Annotated in this window: 9 protein-coding genes; 2 read left to right on the top strand and 7 right to left on the bottom strand. The window is 44.5% G+C overall.

Translation table 11 applies throughout. The features are described 5' to 3' along the window. Positions 1 to 5 precede the first annotated feature (5 nt). Entirely contained in the window at positions 6 to 950 is a 945-nt protein-coding gene (gene nikB, locus MHI15_RS21395) for a nickel ABC transporter permease (RefSeq protein ID WP_254848809.1), read from the bottom strand. 275 nt (positions 951 to 1,225) lie between these two features. Between nikB and MHI15_RS21400 the strand changes: the two genes are divergently transcribed. Beyond that, positions 1,226 to 1,879 (top strand): hypothetical protein, encoded by a 654-nt coding sequence (locus tag MHI15_RS21400; protein ID WP_248548635.1) that lies wholly within the window; start codon positions 1,226 to 1,228, stop codon positions 1,877 to 1,879. Positions 1,880 to 2,016: 137 nt separating this feature from the next. On the opposite strand, the gene MHI15_RS21405 is transcribed toward MHI15_RS21400, so the two are convergent. Both MHI15_RS21405 and MHI15_RS21410 read right to left on the bottom strand, forming a co-directional pair. Next, on the bottom strand, positions 2,017 to 5,313 hold the full coding sequence (locus MHI15_RS21405; protein ID WP_341164826.1) for a chitinase N-terminal domain-containing protein: 3,297 nt from the start codon (positions 5,311 to 5,313) through the stop codon (positions 2,017 to 2,019). A gap of 273 nt (positions 5,314 to 5,586) precedes the next feature. Further along, positions 5,587 to 7,506, bottom strand: coding sequence for an AraC family transcriptional regulator (locus MHI15_RS21410; protein WP_341164827.1), 1,920 nt, complete (start codon positions 7,504 to 7,506; stop codon positions 5,587 to 5,589). Between the two features lie 332 nt (positions 7,507 to 7,838). Here MHI15_RS21410 and MHI15_RS21415 point away from each other — a divergent pair, with 332 nt between their 5' ends. Next, positions 7,839 to 9,017 (top strand): serine hydrolase domain-containing protein, encoded by a 1,179-nt coding sequence (locus MHI15_RS21415; RefSeq protein ID WP_312151162.1) that lies wholly within the window; start codon positions 7,839 to 7,841, stop codon positions 9,015 to 9,017. Between the two features lie 131 nt (positions 9,018 to 9,148). Here MHI15_RS21415 and MHI15_RS21420 read toward each other — a convergent pair whose 3' ends face one another. The 4 genes from MHI15_RS21420 to MHI15_RS21435 form a co-directional block, all read right to left on the bottom strand. Continuing rightward, positions 9,149 to 10,096: an ABC transporter substrate-binding protein gene (locus MHI15_RS21420; RefSeq protein ID WP_076307854.1), complete on the bottom strand. Its 948-nt coding sequence runs from the start codon at positions 10,094 to 10,096 to the stop codon at positions 9,149 to 9,151. 25 nt (positions 10,097 to 10,121) lie between these two features. Next, positions 10,122 to 11,171 carry an NAD(P)/FAD-dependent oxidoreductase gene (locus MHI15_RS21425; protein ID WP_341164828.1) on the bottom strand — a complete coding sequence of 350 codons (1,050 nt, stop codon included), beginning with the start codon at positions 11,169 to 11,171 and terminating at the stop codon, positions 10,122 to 10,124. 25 nt (positions 11,172 to 11,196) lie between these two features. Continuing rightward, a complete protein-coding gene (locus tag MHI15_RS21430) occupies positions 11,197 to 12,507 on the bottom strand; it encodes an NtaA/DmoA family FMN-dependent monooxygenase (RefSeq protein ID WP_341164829.1) in 1,311 nt (436 codons plus the stop codon). Positions 12,508 to 12,715: 208 nt separating this feature from the next. Next, complete coding sequence (locus MHI15_RS21435; RefSeq protein WP_254848963.1) at positions 12,716 to 13,513, bottom strand: AraC family transcriptional regulator; 798 nt, start codon at positions 13,511 to 13,513, stop codon at positions 12,716 to 12,718. Positions 13,514 to 13,570: the final 57 nt, after the last annotated feature.

Genomic DNA, 13,570 nt, shown 5'->3' on the forward strand with positions numbered 1-13,570 from the left:
AATCGTCACCGCAGCCTGATTCGCGGATCCAGCAGCAGATGTAATAAATCCACTGTCAAGTTAATCAGGACAACGACAACAGCCATCCATAATACGTAACCCTGAATGACAATATAGTCTTTCGCAAAAATCGCCTCAACGGCATACTTACCAATTCCCGGCCAAGAAAATATAGTTTCAACAATAACGGAACCGCCTAATAGCCCCGCTATGTTAACCCCAAGGAGGGTAAGACTCGGAAGAAGCGCATTACGAAGTGCATGCCGAATGATTATTCTCCATTCCTGCAGCCCCTTAGCTCTAGCTGCTGTGATGTAACGCTTGCCCAAAACGTCTAGGAGACTGGAACGAATCAAGCGGATGTAGACTCCTGCCATACCAAATCCTAGTGTGAAGGCAGGTAGAATGACACTGGATACCCCATCCATTCCCATCACAGGAAATAGCTTAAACTTCACCGCACCATAATAAATCAGAAGCAGACTTAGCCAGTATCCTGGCATTGAAACACTGAGCATTGCACATACTCTTCCCAGTCGATCAAGCATTCTACCCGGATATAATGCAGACCCCACTCCTATCGGCAGGGCAATAAGAATAGCGGACAATACGGAACAGGCACTGAGCAGTATAGTTGCCGGAAAACGACTCATCAGCTCTGTGAACACTGGACGACCGCTGCTGTAAGATAAGCCAAAATCGAGATGGGATACCCGGTTCAACCAGTGAAAATATTGCTTATGTACAGGACCATCCAGACCAAGTGTATGTCTGGTCGCCTCAATAGCTTCCTGCGTAGGTTTGATGCCGTCAGCACGCAGCATGATCTCCGCTGGATCACCTGGTGTTAAATGCATCAGCGCAAAGGTAATGCAAGAGATGCCGAGCAGCACGGGGATGAGCTGCAATAAGCGTTGCAACAAGTATCGATTGATGGCATTCAACTCCAAAATCTTAATCGTAATAATTACGATTATAGCATAATCTTTTTAAATTAATAGTCTTAAATTGATTTATTTTATGTAGGACATAAAAAAATCAACCCCTATTAAATGAGTTGATCTTTAAACATTTGGTCTCTGCACAGTCGCAACTATTTTTCACAATAATATTGTCAAATCCTTAGGAATCATGTCATTATAAGTAGGTTCATATTAAAAATAACAATAAAGGAAGTGTGTATTTGAGTCGGTTCAATCTAGTCCTCATCTATGTTTTATCCATCATGATAGCTTTTCTTTTAGGAATTTACGTGGCCCCTAGCGTTGAAACACGCTTGAATGGGCAGACTGTGGCAAGTAATCCCGTTATCGAAGAAATACCGCCTAGTACCGCAGATAAAGCTGCTATTGCTGCTGAATCCAACACTACTGGATCCAATCCTATTGAATCAGATCCTACTGAATCTTCACCTTCACCTTCCCCGGAAGCCGTTGTCTTGGAAGATATGCCTTCGGACGATGATACTGGACCCGTTGGTGATGACTCTGAAGATCTGTCAGTAGCAGATACCCCATCCGGTCAAGGGATTGGTGCGCCATTAGAATTCAAGTATAGTACGAACTCTGCCGATGCTGTTAAGCTTACTTGGGAAGCTGACAACTTAACTGGAAAAAGGATCAATTATTACACTGCCCACATCAGCACGTTTAATCCAGTAGGCGATCCTTCCAATGATCAGCTGAACGGTAAGAGCAGCTTTTCGCTTAAATATGTGGGGCCGGTTGAGCCCAATGATACTTTATTTATTTTCAGTGATTTTACATATCAGAATACAATACATACGATTATTATTGACCAGCTCACACTTCAATATGATGATGGTACTATCGAGACCTTCGACTATGGTTACGAAACTACCGATGATAGCGGCCTATAATCCACATGATTTGCAGCCCTGGTGCGAACCAGGGCTTTTTGCGAGGCACAATTGAACTAATGGTAATGTAAAAAACGAAGAGCGGCCTGGAATCCGGCGCTCTTCGTTTTTTACTTTTATTGTTACTGTCAGTCTGTTTAGCGGATGACCGTTACCTTGATCGTATCACTGGCAGTCACTCCCGCCGCGTTGACCAGCTCCGCCCGATATTCGTACACACCGGCAGTGCGTCCGCTGATAGTGGTTGCTGCACTTTGTGCCGAAGGCGTATGGGCATTCAGCGGCTGCGAGTCGATGAGCTCCCCGTTCTCATACAGGCGGTATTCTGTAGCGTTAGTCCCCCACCACAGATTCATCGACACCTTATAGGTGCCATCTCCGTCCCAGTTATCTTCGGATAGTATCGGCTTACCCGGCGCGGAGTCACTTATGGTGACCGTAAGCGGATCGCTCTTGGTCGTGCCATATTTGTTGATTAACTCCGCAGTGTAAACATAAGTGCCGTTCACCTTACCATGAAGCTCTGTACTTGCCGTCTGGGCAGCCGGCGATACATCTTTCAGTGTCTTGGAATCAATCAGTGTGCCGTTCTCATAGAGTTTGTAACTCGTGCCGTTATTACCCCACCATAGGTTCATGGTGACTGTATAGTTACCATCACTAAGTCCATTAGCATAGCTGCTGTTGGAGGATAGCACAGCTTGTCCTGGCTTACCAGACGCAATCACCTGGCCGCCAATAACCTGGAACGTATTGTTCTTTTCAGTTGTATTGCCGGCCGCGTCATGCACGATGTATTTCACGGTGTGGGGGCCGGCGCCTAAATCGGCGGCGCTCAGGGTCTGGCCTTCGGCAATCGGTCTTCCATCTAATAGAAGCTGTTTCGAGGTTACACCTGACAATACATCGTCAGCAGTCAATTCAAAGGAAAGCTGCGCTCCTTCTTCTACATCTCTCACCTCATGACCGGATTCTTTCAGTTCGGCAACCGGTGGAGCCGTATCAATATTGAGGTTCAGCGTCTTTAGATCTTCCGCTTTGCCTTTTGCCGGCACAGCATGGTATGTCAATGTATGCCGCCCATCTTCCTTCAGGTTCACAGGTGTACTGTACTCAGCTTCCTTGTTGCCGTTCAGCGAGTAATAAACATTAGCTGTATCTGTATTCGCCTTCAGGGTAACGGTGACCGGCTGGTTAAACCAGCCGGAAGCATTAGGCTCGGCAGAAAGCGTCGCCGTTGTTACCGGAGCCCCCTCTTCTGCTGCTGCGGCGAAGTCATCGAGGCTTCTCGGCTTGAGCTGGTAGATGCCTTTAAAAATTGCGGAAACACCTGTAATATTAAGTTTCTGTCCTTCTGTATAAGGGAAGTTATCCTTAGTAATGCCTGTCCGGGCATCCACGCGCACATGATTGCTTGTCCCGTCGGCATTGACGGCGTCGAATTCAAAGGAGCCGCTTGGCGTAGCGTTGATAATGTTCGCCACGGTCACACCGTTCAGTTGAACCAATTGGCCTTGGTTGGCATCATTCACCATACTCGCCGCAATCGGCTGCGGCAGTGTCGCCGTGCCCGTCTTCGCAATTTGCACTGCTTCTGTCAGCTCCAGCTCTGTGTTGTACAATGCGGTGGACGCTGTTACCTTGACCTTATCGCCAACGTGGAAGCCGCTCTGACTCTGAAAGACATAAACCCCACCGGTTCCATCTTGGAGATAGAAGGACTGTCCGCCGAAGATACCCGGCTCAGTCGTCACGGTCCCCTCCACCGTTACCAGTGATCCGGCTGCCTTAGCCCGGGAGTCGCTGATAGAGATTGTAGCCGGAATGGGATCTTCCTCAGCCGGAAGCGGTTCAGCAGGAACATTGCCCAGCGTCACCGATTCAGTCTTGAGGTTTGTACTGTTCTGGCGGAGGCGCAGATTGGATGCAGCTGTGGTGCCCGGCTTGATCTGGATCGTCAGATCCTTATAGGCATGACCGTTCAGATCAGCTGTCAGATTGAATGAGGAGCTATAGCCGTAGCTGCTTGGCCAGGTACCGTCGCTGTTCTGAATCTTGGCGATTTGGGCGCCGCTGCTTACCTGGTAGACACCTACCTGGAAGCCGGATACGCTTGTGCCTGCAGGAAGATTATCTGCACTCACCCGAATCTGAAAATTCTGTGCATTTGGCAGCACAGCCTGGTGCGTGAAGTTATAAACCGCACTTGCAGTGGCTGCCGGTCCGCCGTAGGAGCCTGCTTTGAAGGTGCTGCGATCATACCATTTGTAGCCAGCATTAGGTTGAGCCCAAGGCTCCGGCTGCGGCTCAGTGGACAGCGCCGGCTCCTCGAATGGCAGCAGTGTTGTCGGCTGATCTAGCGTCAGGCCATTCACCTGGGTGAAATCCGTATAGCTCTCCTGCTCGGCGAGCCAGTTCACGGTGTTAACCAGCAGTGTGGCATCGTCCACTTCCTTGAAGCCATCGTAAGTTGTTTTCTTGGCGCCGGTATCTTCGCGCAGGTATTTCGGTGTTGCATCCTCTACAGGAGATGAGTCACCGATGAAGGCTGCCTTGCCGGCGCCTTTTTTAGCAACTGCCACATAGGGACCTTCTGCCACACCGCCGCCGTTATAGACCCCCTGGTCTACGGCATTGGCCCAGGCAGCATTGGTTTGCGGCAGGTAGACGATACCTTTCGCACGGGTTGGGTCTAGAATGGCCAGCGTGGAACCGGCATGCATAGCTACCGCTGATACGCCCGTTGTAATGCCGAAGGCTTGATCGGGAGCTACGACGTTGGTTGCGTTAATGTCGCCAAGCGCATTGTAGCGGAAACGGACACCGAACTCGTCCGCCAGCCAGTCAGAGCTAACCACACCCTGCATGGCTGCAGAAGCGACCTCATCGGCATTCATGCCTTTGGCTGGATTGTCCCATGCTCCACGGCGGTAGCCGTTGAAAGCTTCTGAACCATCCCAGCGGTTTTTGTTGCGGTCGGCGTTATAATGGTCACCGATGAAGAAAATACTGCCGCCATCCTCCACATATTCCGCCATCGCAAGCTGCTCGCTTGCTTTGTAGGGCACGTTGGATTCGGCGACGATGTAGACATCATAATCGGAAAGATCACTCAAAGTAATTGGAGTCGTCTTGCGGAGTTCTTTGACATAATAGCCTTCCTGGGCAAGGGCATTCCCAAAGTCTGAAAAAGCGCCGTCAATCACCCAATCGGCTGCTCCCGCAGTCTGCTCATGGGTGTTGTCGAACAGGATCTTCTGGCCTGCATGCTCATTGACGACTTTGGCCTCAATGTACGGCGCAGGATCGTTTGGTCCTTCTGCGAATACCGCCGAACCGGCTCCGAACGTGAACAGCTGAAGTGGTACGGCCACCGCCACAGCTAGAGTGCTGTTCATCAGCCTCTTTTTCCAAACTGAATTCTTCTCCTTCATACCCTTCCTCCTCAAGATATAGTCCGGTGAGTAATTACCATAAATACCCACCTGTTAGACATCTACTATCCTATCTCAAAACAATTAAAAAAAAGATAGATTTATGTAAACTGCTGTAAAAATTATACTTTTGGCCTATAAAACGGGTCGAATATAGAAAGGGTATTATGAAAAAAGTCACAGTTGCTGAGGCTTATGATGAAGGATTGGACTATCGGCATATTAGCAAAAAAAAACGAAACGGATAAATGCTCCGTTTCGCTCTCTCCTAATTTACTGATAACCAAGTAACAAATTCACAATCGTATCAAGCTGAAGCTCTAATGAAAAAGGATCTTCCATTACGAATTCATCATGATAATTATCACCATACAAATAAACTTTGCCATTTTTCACTGCAGGGATGCCTTTCCATATGTTACTTTCCATTGCTTTATTGGTAGCATCCGCATCGCCATTATAAACAAAAACATAATCACCTAAATATTCTGGAAGCACTTCTAATGAAATCGATTCAAATCCCTCCGCCATATTTTTTGCACTTTCTGTTGGAGGCAGCTGAAGCATATTGTATATAGTGGAAGAACCATAGTTTCCTCCCTTTGCCGCTAAGACGTATACCGCCTTTTGTGAAAACTGAACAATCGAAACGGTTTCCCCTTCCTTGATAACCCCGGCAAGTTTAGACTTTGCTTCAGCTACTTTCTGTTCATATTCCGTAATCCATTCTTCTGCTTCTTTTTCTTTTCCGAATATTTTGCTTACACTCCTAAATTTATCAAGCGGCCCTGCTGTTTTTAACCCCTCCCAATAAGGCAGAAAAACAGTGGTCCCAATTTTCTCATATTGTTCTATGTTCTCATCGATCGAACCGATAATTAAGTCCGGATCTAGCATCGTTAATTTTTCCAGATTTAAAGGGAAATCCCCTAAATCCTCAATTTTCTCGATCGTTTCTTTGGGTATGTCCGCTTTTTCCATCCAGCCTTCATCCAGCATAAACGTTCTTGCTCCGATGGGTACAATTCCTAATTTCAATAAATGCCCCATATATTGGTCAGCCGCCACTCTTTTCGGCTCTGCTGGTACTTCCAAATCTCCCTTAGGCGTTGATACTATTCGAGTGTTCGTACTTTCTTCTGATGTTGCTTGATTTACGGTTCCATTCCCATTACTTTGTTCCTTCGTAGCTGTACCCGTCCCACTTGAGCAAGCACCTAATAATAGAGAACCGCAAAGCAGTAAAGCGGCCGTCGTCTGAGATTTTGTCATTTTAAACATATGTAATTCCCCTTTTTCCGTATTATGATAATGATTATCATTATTAATATACTGTTGAGCGATGGGTTCAAAAATAGAGGATGTGGGGAAGTTTAATGGACTTTCAGCAACTTTTGGCCGCTGTGACTCTTTTGTTCTAAAATGTGCAGGGGATACACCTTTTCTTTTCTTGAAAATTCGGCTGAAATAATATACGTCTTTATAACCAACGCTTGCTGATATTTCCCCGACCGAAGCATCTGTTGTCATTAAAAGCTCTGTTGCAAGTTCAAGCCGAAACCGAATTAAGTAATCAATCGGACTCATACCTGTGTACTCTTTAAACAAGGATGACAAATGATAAGCACTGAAATTAAATACTTCCGCAAGAGAATCTAATGTAATTGGCTCCGCATAGTACTCCTGAATGTAGGTGATTACTTGGACTGCAACACTGGTCTGTTTCACCTCAGTCTCTTTTCTATGTAATTCTTTTAAAACCTGATGAATGAATTGATAAAAAAGTGATTTTATGTTGAGTCTCTCTTCTTGCTCGTTCCATTTTTGATACATCAATTGCATTTTGTTATAAAGTAAAATGGGTGCATCAGGGGAAAAACAATATTGTGATTGGAACAGATCCTCCTCTTGAATCCATGCACGGTAATAAATGATATAGTAAACAAAATTCTTACTTGTCGGAACAATATTAAGTATCGCCCCTTTCCCGCTATGCAGGACTTGAAATCCTGTAAAAGAAAATTCAGAGTCATCTAACTGAACTTGAGCGCTCCCTTGTACCGAAAGTAAAAATATACTGGCAGGAATCTTGTACTTATGAAGAATTTCGCCTTGAACCCTTTCAATATGGCGCACATCCAATAACTTGACCGTCGCTTGGTCCCAAAGCAATATTTCATTGCTTTTGTACATAATGACTACCCCTCCGTTATCTGTCTAATCCTCATCATAAATGATAACCATTATCAATAACAGCTTATTTCGTTTATTTGTCTCTACTACGTTCCTCTTTCAATTGTAGATGGTGGAGCGACATGCGGTAGTCAACCGTTATCGTCTCTTTGCTATAAGTCAATATAATAATAATTCTGTATTGAACTGCGGGAATTTTATATATATTTGTATTTTTTAATTCTGTATATTGATTTGTATGAGATTTCTTTTACTCATGGTTAACAAATAAATACAGGATTAATCTATTACTTGGCTAGTGAAATTTATTTAGAAAAGAGGTTGTTCGGGGAATGCTGGATATAAACACAATCGCCCAATTAAAAGGAACATTAAAAGCGAGTATAAACAATTATGAAATCGCAGGTGCAAGCATTATGGTAATTAAGAATGGTAAAGAAGCTTTTTATCACAATGATGGATTGGCTGATCTTGAGACGGGACGCCCTATTACAAGGGATTCAATTTATAGACTATATTCAATGACAAAGCCGGTCACTGCCACTGCTATTATGATGTTGCTAGAACGAGGAGAAATTGACTTATTTGATCCAATCAGCAAGTACATACCTACTTTCAAGAACCAGTTGGTCGTTAGTTATGGTAAATTAGTTCAGGCGAGCCGTGATGTCAATATTCACGATTTACTAAATATGACATCGGGAATTCTTTATGATGGTCCTGATTTAGCTGGTCAACATTCATATGAACTTTTTCAAGAATTGGACTCCCGTTTGTTAAGTGGAAATCCAATGAGTACGTTGGAATTTGCCAGTCGAATGGGACAAGGTCCTCTATCGTTTGATCCAGGCTCAAACTGGCAATATGGAGCTTCGGCAGATATACTAGGTGCAATTATCGAGGCAGTTAGTGGAATGCGGTTTGGGCAATTCTTGAAAAAGGAACTATTTAATCCTTTGGATATGCAGGATACAGATTTTTGGTTGACAGAGGATAAGAGAAACCGTTTAGCCAAAACATATCAGGATGATGGTGCAGGACGATTGAAACTATACTCAGGAAATCATCTTGGTATCATTCATCAGATGGATCGGACGCCAGCGTTTGAATCAGGAGGTGCGGGCTTAGCATCAACTATTGATGATACAGCTAAATTTACAATGATGCTGTTAAATCAAGGGACCTTTAACGGGGTTCAACTCATGAAACCTAGATCAATTGACTTTTTGACCTCAGCATCATTAACAAATAGGCAACAGAAAGGTTTCGATAATTGGCATACCTTGTGTGGTCACAGCTACGGGAATCAGATGCGTATTATGACTGACCCTGCGAAAGCCGGGTTCATTGGTAGCATTGGCGAATATGGTTGGGATGGTTGGTTAGGTGCCTATTTTACTAACAGTCCTCAAGATGATTTATCAATACTATTTATGGTCCAGAAAAAAGATGCTGGTACTATGTCGATCACGCGTAAGCTACGCAATATAGTGTTTAGTAGTTTAAAATAAGACGAAAGACACGTACGATATGTGAAATCGTGCGTGTCTTTTTTTTAAATATAAAGAAACTATAAAGTTTATCAGCGCGAATTTCGTTTTTATTAATGAATTTTCAACGTAAATGGGATCTACTAATAAATTTATTGTTCAGACGCCAATTGCAGAAAATGATCTGCAGCCAAACGGACAGCCAGGATACTTGCGCTATTAAGTGAGTTATCAAAGATTAGAACATGATTGTTTTTCACTGCTTCCAGTGAGTTCCACACGTTCGAAGTTTCCTTGTCCTTGATGGCTGCCTTTGCGATATCCATATCATGCTGGATAATAATATAATCAGGATTCATGCTGTATATCCCTTCCAGAGAAAGGGCCCCTCCCTCTTCAGGATATCCCTTCGGTGGCAACAACCCGAAGCCTACAGTTTGATTGTAGTACATCGTGTTTTTAGAGCCTTGAGCATTAAAATTAGCTTTTCCGTCGACCCGTAGTAAAGCAAAGGTTTTATTCTCAAGACTACTTAGCTGTTCTTTTGTTTTTGCAATCATTTCTTGGGTTTCCTTAATGGCTTGTTCCGCTAATGTCTCTTTACCAACAATCTGAGCACACAGCATCGTCGTTTTTTCCCAGGTATCGGTGTAGTCAATTAAGATGACTGGTGCAATCTTATTCAACTCTTCATAATTGCTATCAACAGAACCCTTGAAGGTTACAATCACATCAGGCTTTGCTTCCATGATCATTTCCAGATTCGCATTGCTGCTGCCCAAATCAATGATTTCAGCAGTTCCAGCGTAAGGCTGTAAAGTAGCAAAATCCTTCATCGCTTCCGCTGCGTTAGTTGATGCGATTGGAGGCGTATCAAGAGCAAAAAAGTAATCTAAATACAAGGGATGCAGAACCGCTATACGCTCAGGTCGTGTCTTGAGCACCACTCCATTGTCGCTGGCATCCGCAATTGTTCTTGGCCATCCTGCTTCTTCGATCTTGCCAACTTCTGGTGTAGGCGTGACTGAAGTTTCGGAACACCCAGCCAGTAATCCTGCTAGTATAATTAAGGATGCAATCCATCCATATAGTCTTTTCATTTGGCTCCCCCTTGAGTTGTTATCATTACTGTCTGTATAAATGCTTCATTAAATCACGGTTTTTCTGCGTGAACAGGTCATTATGTGAAGACACCATCCCGGACGAATTTGCCTCCGGTGTGATGTATTGTTTGGCTTGGTTTACCGCATTGGCAGCATCCTGGAATGCCCCCGCGATCAGGTGCAGTTTCCCCTCATGATGTAGAACATCCCCTGCCGCATAAATACCCGGCACGGATGTCCCGCTCATTACTGATCCTGAAATCCGGTGTTCCCACAGATCCATTTTAATTTCACTGTTCACCAGCAGTTCTTTGTCGCGCTCATAACCGTGATTAATGATGACCTCATCGACAGACAGCTCAAATCCCTCTCCGTTGTCATTACTTTTTAGCAGTACAGTCCCTATTCTTTCGTGATCCGGTGTGGCAATCAACTTTTCGATTGAAGTATTTAACAAGCACTCTACGCCATTGTTTGCCAAGCGTGAAATATCGGCTTCATGCCCCTTTAAGTTCTCTTTCCGGTACGTCAGAAACACCTTTTTGGCAATCGGAGCCAGTTCATTCGCCCAGTCTACAGCAGAATGGCCGCCTCCCGATATTAGGACAGTCTTCTCTTTAAAGCGGGCAAGTGACTTCACCGTATAATGCAAATTTGTGATTTCGAATCTTTCGGCACCCTTGATTTCGAGCTTGACCGGCTTCAAAATGCCTCCTCCAATGGCCAATATGACAGTTTTAGTGAAATGCTTCTGGTTTGCGGCTGTGTGTAAAATAAAGTAACCTGCTTCATCTTGCGCGATGGATGTGACCTTTTCATTAAAGGCAACCTCCGGTTGGAAAGTCATCCCTTGACCAACCATTTGTTCAATAAGCTGCGAGCCAAGAATAGGCTGTAAGCCTCCCACGTCCCAGATCATCTTTTCCGGATAGACATGCACTTTGCCGCCAAGCACAGGTTGGAATTCTATAATTTTGGTTTTCATTTCACGGAGTCCGCTATAAAATGCAGCAAATAATCCAGCCGGACCGCCGCCAATAATCGTAACATCAAACAATTCCTCTTCATGCATCGTTCAATCGCCTCATTTCTCTTTTTTAAATCCCTAAATGCTCACGGAAAGTGCTACCCGTATATTCGCTCCGGAATAAGTCTCTTTCAACCAGCTGCGGTACCAACTTCTCAAAAAACAGCTCCATAGATTGTTCCGAACCGCCTGGCAGGGCGATGAAGCCATCTATAGCCCCCGCTTCAAACCGTTCAATAATATCGTTCAGCACATCCCCGACTGTCCCGACAGATACCCAATGTGCAGATCCGACAACCTCCGGCCTGTCCAAGATTTCTTTCACTGTAGGCTGATTTTTAATAATATACCGCCGTAACAACTCAGCATGAGTCCGGCTGCGGACGGCCTGACTGGAATCGGGTAACATATCGGCAGTTACTCGCTTATCTAAGGGATAACCGCTTAAATCAAGACCCAGCACCGATTTGAGCGATGCATGTCTGCGTTCAAGGCTTAAATTCGCATGTGCAGCTTTATGTAATTCAAGTGCTTCTTCGCGCGTATCGGCCAGGAAAAAATATAAGCCCGGCAAAACTTTGATAGCATCCGGATCACGGCCCTGCTCAGCCGCTTTTCTTCTCAGATCATTCCTTAGTTCCACTCCCGATTCGATATCCGGCATTGCGGCAAAAATAGCATCAGCTACAGATGAGGCGAAATTCCGTCCAATATCCGAAGCCCCAGCTTGGAATAGCGGCGGCGTTCCTGACTTGTGAGCAGGCAAAGTAAGCGGCCCTTTTACACTGAAAAATTCCCCGGAATGATTAATGGCAGTCACTTTATCCTTATCCGAAAACATACCTGACTGACGGTCGATAACAATCGCTTCATTCGGAAAACTCTCCCAAAGCTTGCATACAACATCCGTGAACTCCATAGCCTTGGCATATCTCTCTTCCGGTGACGGCATAGGTGAGTCGCTGAAATTATCGGCGCCTTCAATAGAAGTGACAATATTCCAGCCGGCGCGTCCATTGCTCAGCCAGTGTAAGGACTGCAGCTGCCTTGCAACAACATACGGCGGATTAAAAGTAGTGGAAATCGTCGTTACCAGTCCGATCCGCTCGGTTTCACGAGCTATCGCTGCAAAAAACAATGCAGGGTCTGGGCTGCCGAAATTTGAGGAATCTCCTAACATCTGCGGACTAACATACAGATAATCAGCTCTGAAAAGAAAATCGAGCTTTGAATTCTCCGCTTTTTTTGCCAAATCAATATAGTAATCAATAGAATCCATCTTTTCTACTCCGCTATCCGGGTGCCGCCAGCCGTCTCCTTTCATCCAGGTTGCATTTAAGGACAGGCCAATACATAATTGTTTGGGTCTTTTTTCTGTCATATCTACCAGCCTTTCATTTATAAATCAATTTACTGATAATGATTCTCAGTTACAAAGGTGAGTTTATCAAAAATTTAAATAAATTCAAATGTACAAATCTCAAATCCAGCATGCATCATTATTTAATCTAAATAAAAAAAGTCTGCACTTCTGGCTTATCACCAGTAGCTGCAGACGTAGTTCAAGTACAAGAAGCTCATTATGTACATTATTTATAGGCAGAGGGAGAAACACCGAATTTCTTTTTGAATAATCGGCTGAAATATAGTGGATTGTCATAACCGACACGGTCAGCAATCTCGCGGATAGGAAAATTACCTGCTTTGAGTAATTCACAGGCCCGTTCCAAACGATAATTAACAACATAGTCGATGGGTCGTAGTCCCGTATATTTATGAAAGAGGTAAGAGAAGCGGTTGGCACTCATTGCATGCTGTTCCGCTAACTCACCAAGTGTAAGTGAATTCATATAATGAAGTTTAATATACGCAAGGGCTTCGTCTACCATTCTTTGATTCGGAGAACGATCGTTCTCTCTGTAACTGCACGCAATCAGAACCTGGTGCATCAGGCTTAAGAACAACTCCTTGATACGCAGCTTCCCAATTTCTCCGGATGGATGGGCATTCTGATGGAGCATAATTAGTAATTCAATAATTTTTAGATTCGCTCCCGGCTCCAGTTTGAAATGAGAGTCAAATTCGTGAGTACTATTCAATTCTTCCGGCATATCCAATTTATAAAAAAGGGAGTAATACTCGAGCTCAGATTGTCCTATAACCTGCGAATCCATCTGCATGCCCGGAGCAGCATGAAAAACTGATCCTGGTCGTAATTCATATACCGTTCCATTCACACATATTCTGGCTCCCCCGCGAATGATAAATAGAAATCCATGCTTAACGGTGGTGAATTCACTTAATAAGCTTTTGGGCTGGATGACTAAGCGGCTTCTATCTTCTATTTCATAGACACCTTTAGTAAATGCCTTTGCTAATTTGTCCAAATTTATCAATGCTCTGCACCTGCTTCCTAGCACCATGCTTCTTATAAAAATCAGATC

Source organism: Paenibacillus sp. FSL H7-0918 (assembly GCF_038007025.1).
Lineage (GTDB): Bacteria > Bacillota > Bacilli > Paenibacillales > Paenibacillaceae > Paenibacillus_AQ > Paenibacillus_AQ odorifer.